This window comes from Amycolatopsis sp. NPDC004368 (assembly GCF_053602515.1).
On record NZ_JBSGDT010000029.1, the window covers coordinates 37798 to 60306 of the forward strand.

The window sequence follows — 22509 nt, forward strand, 5'->3', positions numbered from 1 at the left end:
GGAAGACCAGGTTTCCCTCGACCGACGACCAGGTCGCTGTCCCGCTCACCCGATCTAGGGTCGCGGAAGGCATGCGTTGCCACGCATGCCTTCGGTCGTCGAGGAGGTTTCGGGGAATGCCACAGCAGGTGCGCGGGGTGATCGCCCGGTCGAAGGGCGCGGCGGTCGAGCTGACCGACATCGTCGTCCCGGACCCGGGTCCCGGTGAAGTGGTCGTCGCGATCGCGGCGTGCGGCGTCTGCCACACGGACCTGACCTACCGCGAAGGTGGCATCAACGACGAGTTCCCGTTCCTGCTCGGGCACGAAGCCGCGGGCACCGTGGAGAGCGTCGGCGCCGGCGTCGACTCCGTGCAGCCGGGGGATTTCGTGGTCCTGAACTGGCGCGCGGTGTGCGGGCAGTGCCGGGCGTGCAAGCGTGGCCGTCCGCAGTACTGCTTCGACACGTTCAACGCGACCCAGCGGATGACCCTGACCGACGGCACCGAGCTGACCCCGGCGCTGGGCATCGGCGCGTTCGCGGACAAGACGCTGGTGCACGAGGGCCAGTGCACCAAGGTGGACCCGAACGTGGACCCGGCGGTCGCCGGCCTGCTCGGCTGCGGCGTGATGGCGGGCCTCGGCGCCGCGGTCAACACCGGCGGTGTCGGCCGCGGTGACTCGGTGGCGGTCATCGGCTGCGGGGGAGTGGGCGACGCCGCGATCGCGGGCGCCCGCCTCGCCGGCGCGACGACGATCATCGCCGTCGACCGCGACGACCGGAAGCTCACGTGGGCGCGCGACCTCGGCGCGACGCACACCGTCAACGCCGCGGAGATCGACGCGGTGGCCGCCGTCCAGGAGCTGACCGGCGGGTTCGGCGCCGACGTCGTGATCGACGCGGTCGGGCGCCCCGAGACGTGGCAGCAGGCGTTCTACGCGCGTGACCTGGCCGGCACCGTGGTGCTCGTCGGCGTTCCGACGCCGGACATGCGCCTGGAGATGCCGCTGCTCGACTTCTTCGCCCGCGGCGGCTCGCTGAAGTCGTCCTGGTACGGCGACTGCCTGCCCTCGCGCGACTTCCCGATGCTCGTGGACCTCTACCAGCAGGGCCGGCTCCCGCTCGACAAGTTCGTCACCGAGCGGATCTCGCTGGACGACGTGGAGAAGGCTTTCCACACCATGCACGCCGGCGAGGTGCTGCGTTCCGTGGTCGTGTTGTGAGCGGCGCGCTGCGGATCGACCGCGTGGTCACGTCCGGCGTCTTCGCCCTCGACGGCGGCACGTGGGACGTCGACAACAACGTCTGGCTCGTCGGCGACGACGACGAGGTCGTGATCGTGGACGCCGCCCACGACGAGAAGGCCATCACCGAAGCGGTCGGCGACCGCAACGTCGTCGCCGTGGTGTGCACCCACGGCCACAACGACCACGTCACCGTCGCGCCGCAGCTGGGCGACCACCTGCACGCGCCGGTGGTGCTCCACCCGGCCGACCGCCAGTTGTGGGAGCAGACCCACCCCGGGCAGCGGTTCTGGCGCGCGGAGGACGGTGAGCGGCTCGCGGTCGCCGGCACCGCACTGGAGTTCCTGCACACGCCGGGTCACTCACCGGGCTCACTGTGCCTGTATCTGCCCGAGGCCGGCGCCTTGTTCACGGGCGACACCCTGTTCGCCGGCGGCCCGGGCGCGACCGGGCGCTCGTTCTCGGACTTCCCGACGATCATCGCGTCGATCCGGGAGCGGGTCCTGGTGCTGCCGCCGGAAACCCGGGTCCACACGGGACACGGCGACGGCACGACGGTCGGTGGCGAGGCTCCGCATCTGGAGGAGTGGGTGGCGCGGGGCTTCTGACCCGGTGCCCCGGCGGCGCACCGGACAGCGTGACTCCGAGTGCCGACCTCGCGCAGACGGACGCCGACGTTGAGCAGCTCGTCCGGCCCGTGGTCGAGCAGGCCCAGCTGCACTCTCTGCCGCAGGACCCGGGTCGGACGCGCGTGTGTTCGGCTATCCGGGGTCGTCCTGTGCCCGTCGTGGCCGGCCGGCCGGAGCCGGCCCACCGTGTCCCGATCGGCCACCCGGCGGTGGTTGATCTCCTTGGCAGACGTTCGCTTGGTATCCGCCGCGGGGGCGGCAGCGTGCCGGCCCGCCGAGATCGTGCTTGCGCCCGCCGCGGCGGCCGAAGGCTGGGTGCGCCACATCGCCGAAGAGCCGCACCGGTTCCTGAGCGACTGCCTGTTCGCCACGGCGACCTTCGAGTTCGACGCGCTCACCGGTGTGGTCCACGACGAGGTCGTCGAGGGCACGACGCGGTGGCGCGCCCGCCTCGCCGAAGCGGCCCGCGAGGTCGCGGATCTCGGTGACCTGCCGGCCCGCGCGGAACCCGATCAGCTGGCGTTCGACCTGATCGGGTGACGATCGTGCACCCTTTCGCCTCCTCGCCACCGCGAACCGTTGAGGCAACCGTCACATCGGTCCCCTGAAACGACTTCTCCGGATTCCGCGATGACTGATCGCGCAAATGCGTGGAGTTCAGCGCAAGCGTGGCGTGGAGGGCACTCGAGTAGCCCACCCGTCATCGCTTGATGATCGTTGCGGGAAAAGCGCCCGATCGACGCTTACCGTGATCATCACTCGTGCCCCAAAGGAGTGAATGATGAAGCCGGCCCTGAACAGACGGGTGGCGGTCACCGGGATCGGCGTCGTCTCACCGGTGGGGATCGGCGTGAAGGACTTCTGGGAAGGCTTCTCACGCCCGGCCCCCGCGGCGGCTTTGCGGCACGTGACCGGGTTCGACCCGCGGCAGTGGCTGTCGCACAAGCTCGCGCGGACGACGGACCGCACGACGCAGCTGGCCGTGGCGGCCGCCGACGAGGCCCTGGCCGACGCGGGCCTGCTGCCGGGCCACATCGTGGATTCCGCGCCCGGGCTGACCGGCGTCGACGCCGAACGCGCCGCCGTCGTCCTCGGCACGGCCACCGGTGGCGCGCTCACGTTCGAGGCCCAGGCCGAGGTCCGGACACAGTCGGGTGAGCGCCGCGTGTCGCCGCACTTCGTCCCGATGACCCTGCCCAACGCGGCGGCCGCGACGCTGAGCATCCGCTACGGGCTGCGCGGCGGCGCGAGCACCGTCACCACCGCGTGCGCGGCCGGGACCGACGCCATCGCCGCGGGGGCCAAACTCGTGGCCTCGGGCGCGGCCGACATCGTCCTCGCGGGCGGCAGTGACGCGAACATCACGCCGACCTACATCGCGGGCTTCAGCAACATGCGCGCGCTGACCCCCACCGGGATCTCCCGTCCGTTCGATGTGGACAGAGACGGCACCGCGGGCTCGGAGGCCGCCGGCGCGGTCGTGCTCGAACCGCTGGAGAAAGCGCTTGCTCGTGGTGCGCACGTCTACCTGACGATCGACGGCACAGGTGCGACCGCCGACGGCTACCACGTCACCGCGCCCGACCCGACCGGCGCCGGTGCCGAACGCTGCATGCGCCTGGCGATCGCCGACGCGGGCTACGTTCCGCACGACATCACCCACGTCAACGCGCACGGCACCTCGACCGCGCTCAACGATGCCGCCGAAGCCCACGCCATCCGCCGCGTTTTCGGGGCGGCGCGCCCGCTCGTCACCAGCATCAAGGGTGCCACCGGGCACTCGTTCGGCGCGGCCGGCGCGCTGGAGGCCGTGGCCGTGGCGCTCACCGTGGCCCACGCGACCATCCCTCCGACGCTCGGACTGTCCACACAGGATCCCGACCTCGATGTCGACCTCGTGCGGGAACCCACGCCGTGGACGCCCGGGCCCGTGCTGTCCAACAGCTTCGGGTTCGGCGGCCACAACGGCAGCCTCGTGTTCACCCCGGTCGGCTGAGCTCGGCACAACAGACCTGGCACTCCTGCGCCCGGTGCGGACTGAGCGATCAGTTCTTTGTGGACGGACGCCTCGAGGCCGGTGGACCATCCCCGGATCTCGTGCCGTGGTGGTGCCGGGCCGCGCCGCTCCGGTCCGCGGTGAGGCCCGCGCCGGGTCCGGGGCTGGCTCGGCATCGAGTACGCGACGACCGCAGGGATTCGCTTCGCAGCTGCCGGGCCGGCTCGCGAAGGTGATGGGTGGCGGTGAATCGGCCAACTCCCAGGACGAGGACGCGTTTTTCCTCAACGTCTGGGAGCCCGAGCACAGGGAGCGGCTGCCGGCGCTGTTCTTCGTCGTCGGCGGCGCGCGGACCACGGGCGGGGGCTCGCTGCCCTGGTACGACGGGCGTGCGCTCGCGTTCGTCGGTCAGTCGGCGGGGGCGTGGTACGGGCACCTGCTGGGCGTGACGCCGGAGGCCCGCGGGCTGTTCCGCCGGCTCGCGCACCTCAGCATGGGCACGAGGCAGCCGTGCTCGCCGGAGCACTCCGCGCGCGTGTGGCAGCTGACGCAGGAGGGGCTCGGCTCCACGTCGGCCGATTCCCTGCTGCGCGCCGGAATGGCGGCGTTGCGCGGGCTCGCGCGCCCGCGGGAGCTGGGTGAGCTGCCCGCGGCGTACCTGCCGACGGTGGCGGAGAACGTCCCTGCGCAGCTGATGGACGCGGTGTGGGCGGCGGAACAGAGCCACGTAGACGCCGTTTTCCTCCGGTACACCGCCGACGAGGCGACGGCATTTCTGTCGGGAGAGAAACCAGAATCCGAGGCCACTTCCGAGCTCGTGGACGAATGGCTCGCGACGGTGCCCCCGGAGGACGTCCCACCGGACTGGGCCATTCCGTCGACGCCGTACGAGAAAGTGGCCGGCGTCGCTTCCTGGCGGCAGTTCCAGCGTTTTCCGGCCGAGCTCGCCGATGCATTGCGGGCCGGGGGATCCCGGCCCAGCTGTCCGCGTTCACGGCCCGCGGCGCCGTGCCGCGCGTGCTCAGCTGTCACTGCTTAGACCTGCCGTTCCGGTTCGGGAACCCGGCGGCGTGGCGGGACGCGCCGATGCTGCGTGGGTTCGACGCGGACCGGTTCACGGGAATCTCGTCCGGATTGATGACGGGACTGATCGATTTCGCCGCCGCCGCGGGGTCCTGACCGGCGTCAAGGCTGGGCCGGGCAGGAAGGAAGGGGATGATCGGGCTCGTTGCACGCCGTCGGCTCGCTCTTGTGGCCGCCACTGGGGTACGAAAGATTCGTACACGAGGGTTGTGGGCGGATTTCGCGTGCCGGTCGGAAAGGACATGGGGAGACGTGACCGATTCGCCTTCTTGCGAAGTGGTGCCATGGACGCGTTGAGCCGGCTCATCCGCCTGGCCCGACTCGAAGCCAAGCTGGCTGTTCGCTGCGTCACGGCCGGACAGTCCACTTCGGACCACGAAGCCGCCGGCCCGGGGCGGGTGCCGTTCCACCTGGTGCTCGAGGGCACCTGCACCGTGTCCACCGGCTCGGCCACGGTCGAGCTCGGCCCGGGCGACCTGCTCCTGCTCCCCGGCGGGAACGCGCACCGCGTGACGGCCGTGCGGCGCCGGTTCGACGACGTGCCCGGCCCGAGGTCGTCGGCGCGGCGCGACGCCGAGCTCGAGCTGTACTGCGGCTACTTCCGCTTCGACTCGGCCGCCGGCGCGCTGCTGTTCCGGCTGCTGCCGGACCTGGTGCACGTCACCCTGGACACGCCGGCGGTGCGGCTGGCGGGCGTCCTGCGCGGCGAAACCCGCTTCGACGGCCCCGGGGCCGACATCCTGCTGTGCTCCCTGTGCGACGCGCTGCTCACCATGGCGCTGCGCCGCCGGCCCGAACACCGGCTCGACACCCCCGCCCTGTGGACCGTGATGGGCGACGACGTGCTGGGCCGCGTGATCGTCGACGTCGTCGAACGCCCCGGCGAGCCGTGGACGATCGACCGCATGGCCGCCGCGGCCGCCATGTCGCGCGCGACTTTCCTGCGCCGCTTCAGCGCCCGCACCGGCACCACCGTCGGCTCCCTGCTGACCTCGATCCGGATGATGGTCGCGGCCGACCTGCTCGCCCGCTCCGACTACTCCGTGGGCCGCGTCGCCGGCGAGGTCGGCTACCGCTCGGAGTCGGCGTTCGGGCAGGCGTTCCGCAGCACGGTCGGCACGCTGCCCTCGGAGTTCCGCAAGAACTCGGTGGGGGCTCGCTGAGCCGTCAGGGGGCGACGCGGTCGAACGCCGACTCGTCGGCGCTCGGAACCGACTCCTCGCTGCCGCAGAAAACCTCCGGGGCAGCCGCACCGGGACGCTGTCCACGCTGCCCGCATCTTCTTCTCGAGGCCGGCTCGGCCGCTCAGGTGCTGCTTTCGCGGATCTGCAACTTCGGCGTCAACCGGGCCGACTCCGCGGGCTCGCCGCGCATCACGGCGCGCAGCAGGCGCACCGCGGCCTGGCCGATCTCGAACATCGGCGAGCGCACCGACGACAGCGGGATCGGCAGCTCCGCGGCCAGCGACGTGTCGTTGAACCCGACCACCGCGCAGTCGCGGCCCACGGTGAGACCGTGGGAGCGCAGGGCACCCATCGCGCCGATCGCGGCGAAGTCGTTGACCGCGAAGAGCGCGGACGGGCGACGGCCCGAGGCGAGGATCCGCTCGGCCGCCTCCCGGCCGCCCTGGGTGTCGAAGCGGGACAGCACGATGTCGTCGGCGCCGATGTCGCCGCCGAGGTCGCGCCAGCGTTGCACGAAGCCGGCCGTGCGGTCCACGCCGGTGGTCGCGTAGGCCTCGCCGGCGATCACGCAGACGTCGCGGTGGCCCTTGTCCCACAGGTGTTCCGCGACGAGCTCGCCGCCGCGGGTGTCGTCGCAGGTGGCCGACGGGATCTCCGGGTGGCGGCGGTTCATGAGCACGAACGGCACGGCCCGGCGGCGAAGGTCGGTCAGCACCACGTCGACGTCGAGGTGCCGGTCGCCGATGATCAGCCCGTCGACGCGCCGCGCCAGCATCAGCTCGACCTTGCGGCGCTGCTCGTCCACGTCGTCGCGGGAGTTGGTGACGAACGACGAGTAGCCGATGGTCGCCGCCTCGGCTTCGACGCCCTCGTACATCACGGCCAGCACCAGGTCGGACAGCCGCGGCACCACCACGCCGAGCAACCGCGTGCGGCGCGTGCGCAGGCCGGACGCCTGCGGGTCGGGGGAGTAGCCGAGTTCGGCCGCGAGCTCCCGGATCCGGCGCGCGGTGGCGTCCGAAGCCGCGCCGCGCGCCGACTCCGGGTCGGAGTGCAGCACGCGGGACACGGTCGAGGGGTGGATGCCCAGCTGCTGGGCGAGGTCCTTCAGCGTCGGCACGCGGTCGACGGCCGGTCCCTCCCCGACGGCCGTGTCATCGCCTTCGCGCGCAGCCTTCGCCCTGGGCAAGCCCCCACCTCTCCGCCGGGTATTGACCCGGATTCGAACCACACCGTACAGTCCGCACCCATCGTACCCAATCGTTTGGGTACGCCTCGGGCGCCGTAACCCAAACGATTGGGTTCGGAAACGACCAGGCAACGACGGAAGGAGATCGTTCGTGACGACCGGCCGGACGAGAGAGCGAGGTGAGCACGTCGTGCTCCTCGCGACCGGCGGCACGATCTCCTCCCGCAGCCGCGCCGAACTGAACGGCGCCGCCGTCGCCTCGGACGGCGCCGACGACCTGCTGCGCAGCACCGGTGGCCCGCACTCGCTGCCCGTGCGCGTGGTCGACGTGCTGCGGGTCGGTTCGTACACCCTCGACGTGGACGACATGCTCCTGGTCTGCGCCCGGATCCGCGAGGCGCTGGCCGACCCCGCGGTGGTCGGGGTCGTGGTCACGCACGGCACCGACACCATGGAGGAGACGGCGTTCCTGGCCGAACTCGTGCACGCGGACCCGCGACCGGTGGTGTTCACCGGCGCGCAGCGGGCCGCGGACGCACCCGACCCGGACGGCCCGGGCAACCTCGCCCGCGCCCTGACCCTGGCGGGCGCACCCGGCACCCGCGGCCGCGGGGTGCTGGTCTGCTTCGCGGGCGAGGTGTTCCCCGCCCGCGGGGTGCGCAAGTCGGAAACCCTGCTGGCCCACGCGTTCAGCAACCCCGACGACGGCCGCGACGGCTGGGCGGGCGAGCGGTCCGAACCGTTGCCGCTGCCCGACAGCGGCGCCGGCTGCCGCGTGGACCTGGTGGCGTCCTACCCGGGAGCCGACGCGGCGCACCTGCGCGCGTCGCTGGCCGCCGGCGCGGCCGGGATCGTGCTGCAGGGCACCGGGATCGGCAACGCCAACCCGGTGCTGTGCGAGGCCGTCTCCGAGGCCACGGCGCGGGGCGTCGTGGTGGTCACCAGCACCCGCGTGCAGGCCGGCCCGGTCGTCCCGGTGTACGGCGCCGGCGGCGGCAAGGACCTGCTGGCTGCGGGCGCGATCCCGGCCGGGCTGCTGCGTCCTTCCCAGTCGCTCGTCCTGCTGTCCCTGCTCCTGCGGCTCGGGTGGTCCCGCGAAGACATCGCGGCGGCTTTCGCGCGGAGGGGAGGCGAACCCTGACTCCGCCGCCCGGCCCGCCCGTTTCCCCACACCACCGTTCCCCACACCCCACACCACGAGAGGCTTGTTCATGACAAAGGACATCCAGGTCGCGTTCGGCATCGACGTCGATGCCGTGGCCGGCCAGCTCGGCTCCTACGGCGGTGAAGACTCGCCCTGCGACATCTCCCGAGGGATGTTCGCCGGCGAGGTCGGCGGCCCCCGGCTGCTGCGCCTGTTCGAGCGCTACGGGCTGACCACCACGTGGTTCGTGCCCGGCCACTCCATCGAGACCTTTCCCGACCTGACGCGCGCCATCGTCGACGCCGGGCACGAGATCGGTGCGCACGGCTACTCGCACGAGAACCCGATCGCGATGACCCGCGAGCAGGAGACGGCGATCCTGGACCGCTCGATCGAGCTGATCGAGAAGGTCGCCGGCCGCCGGCCCACCGGGTACGTGGCGCCGTGGTGGGAGTTCTCCCCTGTCACCAACGAGATCCTCCTCGAACGCGGCATCAAGTACGACCACTCGCTGATGCACCGCGACTTCGAGCCGTACTACGTCCGCGTGGGCGACAGCTGGACCAAGATCGACTACGCCCAGCCCGCCGAGACCTGGATGAAGCCGCTCGTGCGCGGCGAGGAGACGGACCTGGTCGAGATCCCGGCCAACTGGTACCTCGACGACCTGCCCCCGATGATGTTCGTCAAGGCGTCGGCCAACTCCCACGGTTTCGTCAGCCCGCGTGAGCTCGGCCAGACCTGGCAGGACCAGTTCGACTGGGTGTACCGCGAGATGGACCAGGCCACCTTCACCATGACCATCCACCCGGACGTGTCCGGGCGGCCGCAGGTGCTGCTCATGCTGGAGCGCCTCATCGACCACATCAACGGCCACGAGGGCGTCAGCTGGCTCACCTTCGACCAGATCGCCGACTCCTTCCTCGCCCGCAACCCGCGCAAGGGAGCCGGATCATGAGCGTCGAACCCCTCGACCTGACGGCGCCCGCCGTCGACGAGAAGCGCAGATTCCCGGTCTTCTCGCGCAAAGCCACCCGCACCGCCACCGTCCTGGCGCTGATCGCCTGGACGATCGCGGTGTTCGACTACGGCCTGTTCGGCACGCTGCTGCCCGCGATGCAGGAGTCGTTCGGCTGGACCGCGTCCGAGGCCTACCAGATCAACACGTGGATCGCCGTCGGCACCGCGATCGTGTGCTTCGGGATCGGCCCCATCATCGACCGGCTCGGCCGCCGCCGCGGCATGATGACCAGCATCGGCGGCACCGCGATCATCTCCACGCTGACCGCGCTCATCCCGGCCGCGCTCGGCGCGGTCAGCGGCGTGATCATCACCGTCATCCGCTCGTTCGGCGGGCTCGGCTTCTCCGAGCAGGCGGTGAACGCGACCTACATGAACGAGGTCTACCAGGTCACCGAGGACGAGAAGCGCCGCAAGCGCCCCGGGTTCTACTACTCGTTCATCCAGGGTGGCTGGCCGCTGGGCTTCCTGCTCTCCAGCGCGCTCGCGTTCGTCTTCCTCGATTCGCTGGGCTGGCGCGCGCTGTACGTGGCGGCCGCGGTCCCGGCGGCGATCGTGGTGTGGGTGATCTGGCGCAAACTGCGCGAGACGCCGCAGTTCGAGCTGCACCAGAAGCTGACCGAGCTGGAGAAGGGCGGGCGCACCGCCGACGCGCACGCGCTGGCCGCCTCCTACGGCGTCGAGCACTCCTCGGCCTCGCCGCTCAAGCGGCTGTGGGAGCCGGCGTTGCGGCGCAACACGATCGTGCTGTCGCTGGCCTGGATCCTGAACTTCTTCGGCATCGCGATCTTCAGCGTGCTGGGCAGCTCGGTGCTGAAGAACGCCAAGGACGTGTCGCTGTCCAGCGCGTTCTGGATGCTGATCGTGATCAACGCGATCGGCTACTTCGGCTACGTCTTCCACGGCTGGCTCGGCGACCGCATCGGCCGCAAGCGCACCATCATCATCGGCTGGATCATCTCCGGCCTGTGCTTCGCGCTGATGCTCAGCCCGGTCGCGAGCAGCTCGTTCGTGATCATCCTGACCTACGGCGCCGGGTTGTTCTTCCTGGTCGGCCCCTACGCGGCCATCCAGTACTTCATGGCCGAGTGCTACCCGGTCAGCTGCCGCGCCACCGGCACGTCGTTCATCGGCGCGATGAGCCAGCCCGGCACGATCATCGGCGGCGCCCTGTTCACCGCGGTCGCGGCGGGCTCGGGCACCGGCGCGGCGGCCCTGTGGGTCGGCGCGCTCGGCACCGTGGTCTCCGGCGTGCTGATGATCGCCGCCAAACCGCCCGCCGAAGCCCTGCGAGAGGACCACGTGGATGTCTGAGCCGAAAGCGGCGATCATCACCGGCGCCGCCAGCGGAATCGGCCGGGCGCTGGCCGTGCACTACGCGCGGCGCGGGGTGCACACGGTGATCGGCACGTTCCCCGGTGACCCGCACGACCCGGCCGAAACGCTGCGGCAGGTCGAGGCCGCGGGCGGCGAGGCCGTGGTGCACGAGGTCGACGTGCGCAGCACCGAGCAGGTGGAGGCCTTCGCGCAGCGGGCGGTGGACGAGTTCGGCCGGCTGGACTACGCGGTCGCCAACGCCGGCATCCTGCGCAACGCCGCGCTGGCCGATCTGTCGGACCAGCGCTGGCACGACATGCTCGACGTCGACCTGACGGGCGTGCTGCGCACCCTGCGGGCCGGCTCGACCCGCATGGGCGAGGGCGGCGCGATGGTCGCGGTGTCGTCGATCGCCGGCGGTGTCTATGGCTGGGAGGACCACGCCCACTACGCCGCGGCCAAGGCCGGGGTGCTGGGCCTGGTCCGCAGCGTCGCGGTCGAGCTCGGGCCGAGACAGATCCGCGCCAACGCGGTGATCCCCGGCCTGATCGAGACGCCGCAGTCGCTCGACCCGGTCAACTCGCTGGGCCCGGACGGGCTCGCGCGCGCCGGTGGCGACATCCCGTGGGGCCGCGTCGGCCGGCCGGAGGAGGTGGCCGACGTGATCGGCTTCCTCACCTCCGCGGCCGCGAACTACGTGACCGGTCAGGCCATCGTCGTCGACGGCGGCCTGACCGTCCGGATGCGCGCGTGACCGCCCGGACCGTGGTGGTCACGGGCGGCGCCAGCGGCATCGGGCAGGCCATCGCGACCGCGTTCCGGGCGAACGGCGACCGCGTCGCCGTGCTCGACCGGGCTCCCGGCGCCGACGTGATCACGGTGGACGTGTCCGACGAGGACAGTGTGCGCTCGGCGTTTTCCTCGGTGCGCGAGGAGTTCGGCACGGTCGACGTGCTGGTGAACTCGGCCGGGCTGCTCACCGAGTCGCCGGCCGAGGACATGGACCTGGCGCTGTGGAACGAGACCATCGCGGTCGACCTGACCGGGGTGTTCCTGTGCTGCCGCGAGGTGCTCAAACCGATGCGGGCGCAGCGGTGGGGCCGCATCGTCAACATCTCGTCGCAGCTGGGGCTGAAGGGCGGCACCGGCCTCGGTCACTACAGCGCGGCCAAGGCCGGGGTCATCGGCTTCACCAAGGCGGTGGCGCTGGAGGTGGCGGCGGACAACGTCCTCGTCAACGCCATCGCCCCCGGGCCCATCGAAACCCCGTTGGTGGACGGCATTTCCGAGGCGTGGAAGGTGGCGAAGCGAGCCGAGCTGCCCCTCGGCCGCTTCGGCACCCCCGACGAGGTCGCCCCGGCCGCGCTCCTGCTCGCCAGCGACCCGGGCGGCAACCTGTTCGTGGGCCAGACGCTGGGGCCCAACTCCGGTGATGTGATGCCCTGAAAGGGGTTCGAGGATGTGCGGAGCCTGCGGCCGGACGGTCGTCACCGACCCGGTGTTCCCGGCCGGCCGCAGCACCCGCGGGAACCTGATCGCCGGGCAGATGCTCGACGCGTTGTGCGCCGGAACCCGGATCCGGGTTTCCGGGCAGCCCGACGGTTTTGCCGTCACCCCGCCGGGCCGGCGGCCGCTGTCGTGCGCGACCGTGGCCGAGGTCTGGGCGGCGGTGCTGGCCGCGGCACCGGGCACCGTCGTCATGCTCACTGCCGAGCTGGAAGCCCGGTACCGCGCGGAACTGCCGTTGCTGCAGGCTGTCGTCGCCGCGTTTCCCGGCGGGGCGTGACCGGCGTTCAGCGGGAAACGCTTGCGCCGCACCGGTTGCACTGTGCACCACCCCGCTCCCGAACGTGGTGCGGTTTGCGGTCGACGGCATGGCGCGCGGCCCTGGATCGTCTTCACGACCCCAGAGCCCGACGACGTCGCCCGGGAGCGCACCGATGCCTGCCAAGACCACTTCACCGAAAACCTCGCCCGAGCCGGCCGAGCACCTCGACGTCCTCGTCATCGGCGCCGGGATCAGCGGGATCGGCGCCGGCTGCTCGGACCAGGAGGGCTGGCATCCGGCGCGCCGACGAGCTCTTGCCGCGCCCCCTCGCGCAACGACGGATGGAGGTCGCGGTGGCGGTGAACGTGGTCCGGGTGCGGACTGCCGAACCCGGGTGCTGAGCGGGGAAGCGGCCGGTCGGCGCGCTAGGGGAGTGCGCAGCCCGCTCGCGGCACCCACCGGCTGATCAACCATTGCTGTTCACACCGGGTTCACGGCCACGGACGACCCGGGTCACCCTCGGTCGAAAGAGTGGGCGGGCTTTGCCCCGACTCAGACAAGGACCCCCACTCATGAGACTGCGCAGATCGCTGGTGGCGCTCGCGCTCACCGCCACTGCGGCCACGGCCACGACGACGCTGCCCGCGGTGGCCGGCGCCGACACCGGGCTCGACGTGACCTCCACCGAGCAGGTCGCGCCCGGTGTGCGGCTGCAGACCTTCGCCGCGAGTTCGGCGAGTGCGACGAGCCTGCAGGGTGAGCTGCTGACCGTGGACCTGCGCAACCCGCGCGTGTCGGTGGACCTGCTGCACCCGCAGGCCGTGGCGCAGGCGCAGAAGGTGTCGCAGATGGCGAACGCGCAGGGTGCGGTGGCCGGGGTCAACGGTGACTTCTTCAACAACACCGAGGCTCAGCACCCGGGCGTCGCGTTCACGAACTCGTCCGACGGGCCCGAGATCGCGGACCGGCGGGTGCTCAAGGCGGCCGTGCCGAACGGGCAGCGGTTCGGGCCCGGCATGCCGCCCGGCGTGACGACGCAGGCGATTCTCGGGGTCGGCGTGGACCGGGTGGCGCGCCTGGGCACGGCGAGCCTCGTGGGCAGCGTCCGTTTCGAGTCGGTGACGCACCCACTGGGCGGGCTGAACCAGTACGCGATCCCGGTCGGCGGCATCGGCGCCTACACCAGCGCGTGGGGCGCGACCTCCCGCGCCCGTTCGGTGTGCGGCACCGACACCAGCCGGGGCGCGGCGTGCAGCGCGGACACCACCGAGGTGACGCTGAAGCACGACCGGGTCGTCGCCGTGGGCAACGCGGTCGGTGCCGGCGCGATCGGGCGGGACGAGACGGTGCTGGTCGGGCGCGAAGCCGGCGCGGACGCGCTGCGGACGCTCACCGTGGGCCAGCACGTGCAGGTGCGCTACGACCTCTCGACCGGGCGCGGGGTCCCGTTCCGGTTCGCGGTCGGTGGCTTCCCGGTCCTCGAGAACGGCACCGTGGTCGCCGGCCAGGACGCCAAGACCGCCGCCGTGCGGACGGGTGCCGGGTTCAGCGCCGACGGCCGCACGATGTTCCTCGTGGCGGTCCAGGCGGCGCCAGGCACCAGCGGCGGCATGACGACACCCGAGGTCGCGCTGCTCCTGCAGCGCGCCGGCGCGGCCGACGCGGTCAACCTCGACGGCGGCGGCTCCACCACGCTCGTGGCCCGCGACCCCGGCGCGCCCGCCGTGACGGTGCGCAACCGCCCGACCGACGGCGCGGGTGAGCGTTCGGTCGCCAACGGGATCGGGATCTTCGTTCGCTGACGACATCGAGGACCTTGAGAACAACGCGCTCGCCGCCGTGGCATCGGGCCACGGCGGCGAGCCGTCACCGCCCGGCTGCCCGGCGGCGGGCGAGCTGCGCCCCCAGACCGGTCAGGGCGAAGGCGATGTCGACCACCGCGTACCCGTTCGCGACCGGCCCGAGCCCGAACGCGCCGACCAGCAGGCCGGCGACGATGGCCGGCACACCGAGTGACAGGTAGCTCACCACGTAGATCGCGGCGAACAGCTCACCCCGCTCGTGGGCCCGGGCGTGCGGCACGATCAGCTCGATCGAGCCCGCGAACGCCGCCCCGATGCCGAGCCCGCCGACGACGTCGCCGAGGAAGAACAAGGCGAGGCTGCGGTCCGCGAGCGCGAAGACCGTCAAGAGCATGCCGACGGCGAGCGCCGCGGGGCCGATGATCACCGCCGTCCGCGCCGAGTACCGCCGCAGCACCACGACGGACACCGCGGCGAGGGCGAACCCCACGGTGACCGCCGCGCCGTCGACGAGACCGCCCTGGATCCGGAACACGTCCCGCAGCACGGCGGCGGCCAGGGCGAGGTAAAAGCCGGTCAGCGCCCACGCGCCGACGATCACGGGGATGCCGGCGCCGAACTCGCCGCGCGCCGCGGGCGGTACCGAAACCCGCGGCACGAGGCTGCGCAGGGCGCCGGGCCGGCGCGTCACGGATTCGCGGGTGAGGGTCACGACCACCAGCGCCGCCACGAAAAGACCGTCGAGAACGGCGAAGACGATCGTGCTCGCGTGGGCGGTGCCCTGGATGAGCGCGCCGGTGGCCAGCGCGCCGAACGCCAGCCCGACCATGGGGGCGAGGCTGCTCACCACGCCGCCGAGCTTCTTGTTCGGCTCGGGCGCGAGGTCGGTCAGCGCCGCGGCCAGCGCCCCGGTCGCCAGGCCGGCGGCCAGGCCCTGCAGGATCCGCGCGGTGATCACGACCTCGATCCCCGGCGCGAGGAGGAACACGGTCATCGCCGCGATCTGCACGAGCAGGCCCGCCGTGATCACCGGTTTGCGCCCGAGGTGGTCGGACAGCGACCCGAACACGAGCAGCGCCAGCAGCAGGGCCAGGGCGTAGATCGCGAACGCCAGCGTGAGCAGCCACGGCGCGAACCCCCACTGCGCCTGGTACACGACGAGCAGCGGTGACGGCGCGGCCGCGGCCGTGAACAAGGCCACGAGCACGAACGCGATCGCCACGAAGGACGCCCGCGGCGATAGGCCCCGGCCACGACCTCGGGAAACCTTGATCAGAGCACTGTCGATCATGCCAGCCCCAAACGCTAGAAAGTCTGCTAACGCACAATATGATGCGATAGCGGCCGCGGGAAGCGTCCGTGACGAGCGCAACTTCTACTGCGTTAAGGTGGAGGCATGGCCAGTGGTCGGGTAACGGGTGAACGCAGTGGCGGCCGCAGCTCGCTCGTGGTCGCCGCGGTCCGGCGGGCGGTGGAAGACCTCGTGCGCGAGCTCGGCGCCGAGAAGGTGACGGTGGCGCTCGTCGCCGAGCGCGCCGGCGTCGCGGCCACGAGCATCTACCGCCGGTGGGGCGACCTGCCGAGCCTGATCAACGAGGTGGTCCTCTACCGCCTCGACCCGAACCGCGAGCTCCCCGACACCGGCGACACCTGGGCCGACATCCGCTCGTGGGCCCAGGAGATCGCCCGGCACTTCGGCACGCCCGCCAACACGGCCCTGCTGCGCGCCGGTGCGGCCCTGGCCCACACGACCCCGAGCGACTGCACGGCCACCCGCCGCAAGGAGGCCGCCTCGCTGGCCGAACGCACCCGCGCCGGTGGCCCGACCACCGAGCAGCTGATCCACCACCTGGTCGCGCCCATCGCGTACGGCACGATCTTCGGGGTCGCGAGCGTGACTCCCGAGACCGTCGACCGGCTCGTGGACGATCTGAAGAAGATCACGGCGAACTGAAGCGGCGGCCTCCCCGGGAGTTCCGAGGAGGCCGCCGGCTTCGGGTCCGGTCACCGGTCACGCGGTCACGCGGTCACGCGGTACGCGTCCACCATCCCGACCGACGTGCTCCGGTTCACGATCCGGATCGTGTGCTGAGCCCGGCTCAGTCCGGACTTCTGCCACACCACCTGTTGCGCCTGGCGGGCGCCGCTCACGCGAAGGTCCACAGTGGCCTGGAGCGTGTTGTCGAGGTAGACGTCCACCGTGCCCATGTCGCCGTTGCGCTCCGAGAGGTACTGGATTCCCGTGCCGGTGAACGTGTACGACGCGGCCGCGTCGAGGGTGGTCGTGAAGTGGACGTCGTCGTTGTAGTCGCCGAGGCCGCGGTTGGTGGCGGAGAACCAGTTGCTGTCGTAAGTGCCCTCCGTGTCGTTCACCAGGCCGCCGCCGGTGCCGTTGAGGCCGAGGGTGGAAGCCGTGCCGCTCAACGACTTCGCGCCCTGGTTCGATGACCCGGTGAGCCGGGTGGTGGTGTAGGACGTGAGTGGTTTCGCCGTGCGTTCCACGAGGTACGTCGCGTTGGCCGCGGTCGCGAACTCGAACTCGGCCGCCGAGGTGGTGAGCAGGATGGCGTTGTCCGAGGCGCGGCGCACGCGGATCTGCTGGGTGCCCCACGGGTTCACCACGTGGGCGGTCGCGCCCCACTGGCTGCGCAGGCCCACGTACTTGGTCTCGTTGGCCTCCCGCTCCGAGCTCACGAGGAAACCGTTCTCGGCGAGCAGCGTGAACTTGCCGACGAACGACGAGTCGGCCGGCACCGCGGGGAACACGCGGATCTTGTCGTTGTAGGACTGCAGGAGTCCCTCGTTCATCGCCGAGAGGTTCACGCCGTGGTACTCGTACACGCCGTTGGTGTTGCTGGTGAACCCGTTCGGGTAGTTCTGGTACTGCTGCAGCATGCGTTTCATGCCGCTGAACGTCTGGTCGCCGAGGCCGAGGCGGGCGGCCTGCACCGCGTCGTTGGCCCACACGTTGCCGTACGGGAACGGCCGGGTGTTCCAGGTGTTCAGCGCGGTCTGGTAGTCCGGGGCGCCGATGCCGGTGACGCTGTAGGGCCAGATCAGCTCCGACGCCACGTTCTCGCCGTTGCGGATCTGCGAAGCCGGCGGGTCGTGCGGCAGGTACACCCCGTTCTGCTGCGGGTAGGCCACGAGGTTGTCGAGGACCTTCTGCCAGCCGGCGCGCAGACCGGAGTCCAGGCCGAGCTGTTGCGACACCGACAGCGCGATGGGGAAGATGCTGCGCACCGCGGCGAGGTCGGTGATCGCGTCGCGCACGTTCCAGTAGGTCTCGTGGGCGTTGGAGTTCGCGAGGTAGTACTTGCCATTGCCGTCGAGGGAAAGCATGGCCGAGTAGAACTTCGCGGTGTCGCGGATGAACGGGTACGCGACGTTGCGCAGGTAGTTCGCGTCGTTGGTGTAGCGGTACTGCAGGTACATGTTGTAGGCGGCTTCGTAGCCGGTCGAGAGGATGTTCTTGGTGAAGTCGCTGTTCACGGTGCCGCGGGCGTTTCCGTCCCAGCCCATGGTTTCCGGCACCCAGAGGCCGTCGACCCCGTACCGGGTCCGGGTATAGGCCTTGAGAGCGGAGTAGTTGCGGCTGTAGAGGTTGTTGAAGGTGTTCATCAGGTCGGCGTGGTTCGAGGCGAGGAACGAGTTGTACACGTCGCGCTGGTTCCAGTACCAGTAGGCGTTGCTCCACTTCGTCTGGTCACCGGTCGCGCGGAACACACCGTTGATGAAGTGGTACGGGTAGTTGCCGTACCCGCCGGCCGCGATGAGGTAGGTGGAGAGGTAGTACATGTTCTCGAGGTAGTCGGCGTCGCCGCCCATCCCGCTGTACTGCACGAAGGACTTGTTCCAGAAGGCGTGCCACCAGTTGCGGTAGTCGGTGAACGTCGTCGCGTAACCCGCCGACTTGGCCGCGGCGAGCGCGGTCCTGGCCTGGTTGATCGAGTTGTTGCCCGGTGCGTTGAGCCGCGTCGACGCGGTGAACCACACGGTGTAGCTCGACGAGGGGGTGATCGTGAGCCGCACCCGGCTGTTGTTCACCACGGACGCGGTGTAGCCCGCGCCCTCGACGGTCGCGGCGAGCGTGTACCCGAACTTCTGCGGGTCGGCCTGGCCACGGCTGAGGCCGGCGCCGGTCGAGTCGGCGAAGCTCGACACCTGCTTCCAGGTGCTGAGATCCGGTACGTCGCCGCTGTTGCCGAGGTTGGCCACGTCCCACAGCGACAGCTCGAGGGTCACGCTCTGCACGCCCGTACGGGCGTCGTCCACGTGGATGCCCATCACCTCGGAGCCCGGCCGGCCCATGATCGTGACGGTGCGGTTGCTGTCGTACTTCGTGGTCAGTGTCCCGTCGTACAGCGAAAGGCGCTGCTGGTAGGTGCTGTACCCGGCGTCCATGGCCGGCGAGGTGGCCAGGTTGACCAGGCCGGCGCCGAACGCCGTCTGCTGGGAAGTGTCCACATTGGACACTTGCATGGTCAGCCCGTTGGCGGCCCAGACCATCGCGCCCGTACGGCCGTTGCCGACCGTGAGCCCGTAGTCGGGGTCGGTGCTGGGCCGGTTGTAGACGAGGTCGTGTTTGGCCAGGTAACTCGCGTAGTCGACGTCGAGCCGTCCGGTCGCCGCGGAGAACGCGGCATCGCCGGGAGCGGCGACCGCGGGAACCGCGGGGGCGGTCAGCGCGGCACCTACGAGCACGACGACGGGCAGCAGGCGGAGCGACTTCATGAGGCACCTTCCGGGGAGGGGTGAAGGTGAACAGAGCCGATGTCGCCAAGCAGTGAACATCTGATGTATCTTGTCCGTCAAGCGCCTGTTTAGCCTATTAGACGCAGTCACCGCGCCGGAAGGCGGAGTCTTCTCCCCGTTAGGTCAGATCTCTGGCAAGCCGGTCAGAGTGACCCGGTGAGCGCCTGCAGCCCCAGGCTCGTCACCGCGACTGCGACCCACAGCAGCCCGCCCAGCAGCAGCGGTCGAGGCCCGGCCTTGCGCATGTCGGCCAGGCGCAGCGACAGGCCGATGCCCACCAGTGCCGTCGTGATGAGGAACGTGCCCACTGTGGACAGTGCGGGGTGCCAGGATTCCGGCACGGCCCCGACGCTGTCGAGTGCGGCCGCGGCGATGAAGCCCAGCAGGAACAGCGGCACGATCCGGCGCCACGGCATCGAGCGGAGGCTGAAGGCGCTCGGGCCGGCGGCTTGGCGGGCTTCGCGGCGGGCGGTGAGGATGGCCAGGACGATGACGATCGGGATCAGGGTGAGCGTGCGCGTCAGCTTCACGACGATGCCGTAGGAGCCGGCGTCGCCGCCGTAGGCGAAGGAGGCCGCGACGACGGAGGAGGTGTCGTTGATCGCGGTGCCGGCCCAGAGGCCGAAGGAGTGCGAGCTCATGCCGAAGAGGTGGCCCAGCAGCGGGAACAGCAGCACGGCGGCGATGTTGTAGGTGAAGATCGTGCCGATGGCGTAGGCGACGTCCGCCTGCTTGGGCTTGATCACGGCCGTGGTGGCGGCGATCGCCGATGCGCCGCAGATGCCGGTGCCCACGCCGATCAGCGTCTGGGTGTCGCCGCGGACGCCCAGCCAGCGGCCGAGCAGCCAGGCGCCGCCGAGGGCGACGGTGAGGGTGCCGAGCATCACCGGCAGTGAGCCGACACCGACGTGCACCACCTGCTGCAGGGACAACCCCGTGCCCAGCACCACGATCGACAGCTGCAGCACCGGCTTGGCGGCGATCGCGTACCCGGGCGTCCACCGCTCGGCCCGCAGCCCCGGCACGACGGCGGCGGCCAGCGCGCCGAGCAGGATGCCGAACACCGGTCCGCCGACGACCGGCACCAGCTTGCCCAGTCCGGTCGCGACCCCGGCCACGACCAGGGCGACGAGCAGTCCGGGGGTGGCTTCTCGAACGCGGGAACGGTGCTGGTCGACGGGTCGATCCTGGGTGGCGGTCATCGGCGCGCCTGCCCGTTCGTGTGCCGCATCGGCCCCGTCCTCCCTGTCCAGCACCCGGTAAATGTCCGTACATTTAATCTAAGGGATGTACGCACATTTGGCCATGGGTAGTGTCGGCCGCGACACCGCGGAGGACGTGATGGCCCCAAGAACGCTCAGCCGGTCCGGCAACGAGCCGCTCTGGCGCCAGCTGCAACGCGAGCTGCTGGCCAGGCTCGACAGCGGAGACTTCGACGAGCAGTTCCCCGGCGAGCTCGCCCTGGCCGAGGAGTACGGCGTCAGCCGGCACACCGTGCGCCAGGCGCTGCGCCAGCTGCGGGCCGACGGCGTGATCGTGGCCGAACGCGGGCGTCAGCCGCGCGTGGCGCCGCCGGCCGAGATCGCCCAGCCTCTGGGCGCGCTCTACAGCCTCTTCACCTCCGTCGAGGCGGCCGGGCTCGCGCAGCACAGCATCGTGCGCGCCTTCGACGTCCGCGCCGACGCCCTGGTCGCCGAGCGCCTCGACCTGGAGGCCTCCACGCCCCTGGTCTACCTCGAACGCCTCCGCCTCGCGGGCGACGAACCCCTCGCCCTCGACCGCGTCTGGCTGCCCGCGGATCTCGCCGAGCCCCTGCTGAAGGCCGACTTCACGCACACCAGCCTGTACAACGAGCTCGCCCGCCGCACCGGCATCCGCCTCGACCGCGGCCGCGAAGAGGTGCACGCCGTGATCCCCACCGCCGCCGAGCGCACCCAGCTCGCGTGCGCCCACGACGTGGCGGCGTTCGCCATCAACCGGCTCAGCCACGCCAAGGGCCGACCCGTGGAATGGCGCCACACGCTGGTGCGCGGCGACCGCTACGCCCTCACGGCCGAGTTCTCGGCGTCGGCCGGGTACCGGCTGATCACCCAGGCCTGAGGGTCCGGCCCGCGGGCGCCGGCGGCCGGAACGCCCGACTGCCCGCTGTCCCTTATGGACGGACGACGGTGGTCACGGGGTTTCGGGCGCCCGTGCCGCGATCAGCAGGGCCACGTCGTCACGGGCCGGGGCGGCGCCGACGAGGGCGGACATGACCTGGGCGCACGCAGTGTCCGGGTTGCCGGTCGTCATGGCCGCGGTGAGCTTGCGGAAGCCGTCGTCGAGGGTGGCGTCGCGGCGTTCGATGAGGCCGTCGGTGTAGAAGGCCAGCGACGAGCCCGGCGGGAGGGCAACCTCGGTGTCGTGCCGGTCCGACGCCGGCAGGCCCAGGCCCACCGGCAGGTCCGGCTGCACGTCCACCAGCCGCGCCGGTTCGCCGGGGGCGGCGAGCACGGGCGGCGGGTGCCCGGCCAGCGACAGCACGATGGACCGGCGGTCCGGGGCCACGATCCCGTACGCGACGGTGGCCATGATGCCCTGCTCGAAGTGGTTCACCTTGCGGCTCAGCTTGCCCAGTGCTTCGGCGGGGCTCAAGGTGTCGAGGGTGTAGGCCCGCAACGCGCTGCGCAGCCGCCCCATCACGACGGCGGCGGCGAGACCGTGGCCGGCGACGTCGCCCATCACGATGCCGACCCGGTCGTCGGGCAGCGGGAACACGTCGTACCAGTCGCCGCCGACGGCGGTGGCCGCGCCGGGCACGTAGCGGGAGCCGAAGTCCATCCCGTCGACCGAGGGGATCGACACCGGCAGCAGGCTGCGCTGCAGCGCCGTGGCCGCGGCGCGGTCCGCGTTCGCCGTTTCGGCCCGCAGCGCCACCGCCAGCCGGTCGGCGACGAGCCGCAGCAGGTCGATCTCGTCGCGGCCGAACGTGCGCGCCGTCGTGGATCCGATGTGCAGCACGCCTTCGAGGTTGTCGCGCACCAGCATCGGCACGCCCAGCAGGACCGTCAGGCCGTGTTCCCACAGCAGGGGGTTGACCACGGTCGAGGAGTCCACGTGGTCGATCAGCACCGGCTCCCGCCGCTGGGCGACCCGCCCGGCGAACCCGGCGCCCACCGGCACGCGCACGCCTTGGAAGACCTCTTCCTCGATGCCCGCGGACGCGATCGCGATCAGCTGCCCCGCAGCGGCGTCGTGGCGCAGCACGGTTGCGGTGTCGACGCCGAACAGGTCGCGTACCCGCTGCAGCATCGCGTCGAGCACCGGCTTCAGCTCCGAGCGGTCGACCGCTTCGCCGGACATGAGCTCGAGGAGGTGCAGCTGGTCGCGGGTGGTGGAATCGAGGGGCACCACGAGAGC

General features: G+C 71.3%; 20 protein-coding genes. 15 read left to right on the forward strand and 5 right to left on the reverse strand.

The annotated features are described in order from the left end of the window. The first annotated feature begins 116 nt into the window (after positions 1 to 116). The 6 genes from ACWEOE_RS31310 to ACWEOE_RS31335 all read left to right on the forward strand — a co-directional run bounded on the left by ACWEOE_RS31310 (position 117) and on the right by ACWEOE_RS31335 (position 6094). Positions 117 to 1202, forward strand: a complete 1086-nt coding sequence (locus ACWEOE_RS31310) for an S-(hydroxymethyl)mycothiol dehydrogenase (RefSeq protein WP_452015494.1) — start codon at positions 117 to 119, stop codon at positions 1200 to 1202. Next, complete coding sequence (locus ACWEOE_RS31315) at positions 1199 to 1831, forward strand: MBL fold metallo-hydrolase (protein WP_452015496.1); 633 nt, start codon at positions 1199 to 1201, stop codon at positions 1829 to 1831. Before ACWEOE_RS31310 ends, ACWEOE_RS31315 begins: the two co-directional genes overlap by 4 nt. A gap of 243 nt (positions 1832 to 2074) precedes the next feature. Beyond that, entirely contained in the window at positions 2075 to 2392 is a 318-nt protein-coding gene (locus ACWEOE_RS31320) for a TetR family transcriptional regulator C-terminal domain-containing protein (protein WP_452015498.1), read from the forward strand. Positions 2393 to 2633: 241 nt separating this feature from the next. Next, positions 2634 to 3848, forward strand: coding sequence for a beta-ketoacyl-[acyl-carrier-protein] synthase family protein (locus tag ACWEOE_RS31325; RefSeq protein ID WP_452015500.1), 1215 nt, complete (start codon positions 2634 to 2636; stop codon positions 3846 to 3848). A gap of 235 nt (positions 3849 to 4083) precedes the next feature. Then, positions 4084 to 4887 carry a hypothetical protein gene (locus tag ACWEOE_RS31330; RefSeq protein WP_452015502.1) on the forward strand — a complete coding sequence of 268 codons (804 nt, stop codon included), beginning with the start codon at positions 4084 to 4086 and terminating at the stop codon, positions 4885 to 4887. Positions 4888 to 5215: 328 nt separating this feature from the next. Beyond that, positions 5216 to 6094 carry an AraC family transcriptional regulator gene (locus tag ACWEOE_RS31335; RefSeq protein WP_452015504.1) on the forward strand — a complete coding sequence of 293 codons (879 nt, stop codon included), beginning with the start codon at positions 5216 to 5218 and terminating at the stop codon, positions 6092 to 6094. Between the two features lie 142 nt (positions 6095 to 6236). On the opposite strand, the gene ACWEOE_RS31340 is transcribed toward ACWEOE_RS31335, so the two are convergent. Continuing rightward, entirely contained in the window at positions 6237 to 7304 is a 1068-nt protein-coding gene (locus ACWEOE_RS31340; RefSeq protein ID WP_452015506.1) for a LacI family DNA-binding transcriptional regulator, read from the reverse strand. A gap of 151 nt (positions 7305 to 7455) precedes the next feature. Here ACWEOE_RS31340 and ACWEOE_RS31345 point away from each other — a divergent pair, with 151 nt between their 5' ends. The 7 genes from ACWEOE_RS31345 (at position 7456) to ACWEOE_RS31375 (ending at position 14355) form a co-directional block, all read left to right on the forward strand. Beyond that, positions 7456 to 8445, forward strand: coding sequence for an asparaginase (locus tag ACWEOE_RS31345; protein ID WP_452015508.1), 990 nt, complete (start codon positions 7456 to 7458; stop codon positions 8443 to 8445). 70 nt (positions 8446 to 8515) lie between these two features. Continuing rightward, positions 8516 to 9406, forward strand: coding sequence for a polysaccharide deacetylase family protein (locus ACWEOE_RS31350; protein WP_452015510.1), 891 nt, complete (start codon positions 8516 to 8518; stop codon positions 9404 to 9406). Beyond that, positions 9403 to 10782, forward strand: coding sequence for an MFS transporter (locus tag ACWEOE_RS31355; protein WP_452015512.1), 1380 nt, complete (start codon positions 9403 to 9405; stop codon positions 10780 to 10782). Before ACWEOE_RS31350 ends, ACWEOE_RS31355 begins: the two co-directional genes overlap by 4 nt. After that, positions 10775 to 11539 (forward strand): SDR family NAD(P)-dependent oxidoreductase, encoded by a 765-nt coding sequence (locus ACWEOE_RS31360; RefSeq protein ID WP_452015514.1) that lies wholly within the window; start codon positions 10775 to 10777, stop codon positions 11537 to 11539. The genes ACWEOE_RS31355 and ACWEOE_RS31360 overlap by 8 nt, the downstream gene beginning before the upstream one ends. Then, complete coding sequence (locus ACWEOE_RS31365; RefSeq protein WP_452015516.1) at positions 11536 to 12231, forward strand: SDR family NAD(P)-dependent oxidoreductase; 696 nt, start codon at positions 11536 to 11538, stop codon at positions 12229 to 12231. The genes ACWEOE_RS31360 and ACWEOE_RS31365 overlap by 4 nt, the downstream gene beginning before the upstream one ends. A gap of 13 nt (positions 12232 to 12244) precedes the next feature. Beyond that, the gene (locus ACWEOE_RS31370) at positions 12245 to 12571 is read left to right on the forward strand and encodes a hypothetical protein (RefSeq protein ID WP_452015518.1); all 327 of its coding nucleotides are present in this window, start codon (positions 12245 to 12247) and stop codon (positions 12569 to 12571) included. 554 nt (positions 12572 to 13125) lie between these two features. Beyond that, complete coding sequence (locus tag ACWEOE_RS31375) at positions 13126 to 14355, forward strand: phosphodiester glycosidase family protein (RefSeq protein WP_452015520.1); 1230 nt, start codon at positions 13126 to 13128, stop codon at positions 14353 to 14355. A 64-nt stretch (positions 14356 to 14419) separates the two neighbouring features. Here the strand turns inward: ACWEOE_RS31375 and ACWEOE_RS31380 are convergent, their stop codons facing one another. Continuing rightward, positions 14420 to 15646, reverse strand: coding sequence for an MFS transporter (locus tag ACWEOE_RS31380; protein WP_452015522.1), 1227 nt, complete (start codon positions 15644 to 15646; stop codon positions 14420 to 14422). A gap of 105 nt (positions 15647 to 15751) precedes the next feature. Between ACWEOE_RS31380 and ACWEOE_RS31385 the strand changes: the two genes are divergently transcribed. Continuing rightward, the gene (locus tag ACWEOE_RS31385; protein ID WP_452015524.1) at positions 15752 to 16309 is read left to right on the forward strand and encodes a TetR/AcrR family transcriptional regulator; all 558 of its coding nucleotides are present in this window, start codon (positions 15752 to 15754) and stop codon (positions 16307 to 16309) included. A 65-nt stretch (positions 16310 to 16374) separates the two neighbouring features. Here the strand turns inward: ACWEOE_RS31385 and ACWEOE_RS31390 are convergent, their stop codons facing one another. Both ACWEOE_RS31390 and ACWEOE_RS31395 read right to left on the reverse strand, forming a co-directional pair. After that, entirely contained in the window at positions 16375 to 19089 is a 2715-nt protein-coding gene (locus tag ACWEOE_RS31390; protein WP_452015526.1) for a glycosyl hydrolase family 95 catalytic domain-containing protein, read from the reverse strand. Between the two features lie 164 nt (positions 19090 to 19253). Continuing rightward, on the reverse strand, positions 19254 to 20312 hold the full coding sequence (locus tag ACWEOE_RS31395; protein ID WP_452015528.1) for a YeiH family protein: 1059 nt from the start codon (positions 20310 to 20312) through the stop codon (positions 19254 to 19256). 139 nt (positions 20313 to 20451) lie between these two features. On the opposite strand from ACWEOE_RS31395, the gene ACWEOE_RS31400 reads away from it, so the two are divergent. Next, the gene (locus ACWEOE_RS31400; RefSeq protein WP_452015606.1) at positions 20452 to 21210 is read left to right on the forward strand and encodes a GntR family transcriptional regulator; all 759 of its coding nucleotides are present in this window, start codon (positions 20452 to 20454) and stop codon (positions 21208 to 21210) included. Between the two features lie 72 nt (positions 21211 to 21282). Here the strand turns inward: ACWEOE_RS31400 and ACWEOE_RS31405 are convergent, their stop codons facing one another. Further along, on the reverse strand, positions 21283 to 22500 hold the full coding sequence (locus ACWEOE_RS31405; protein ID WP_452015530.1) for a PP2C family protein-serine/threonine phosphatase: 1218 nt from the start codon (positions 22498 to 22500) through the stop codon (positions 21283 to 21285). Positions 22501 to 22509: the final 9 nt, after the last annotated feature.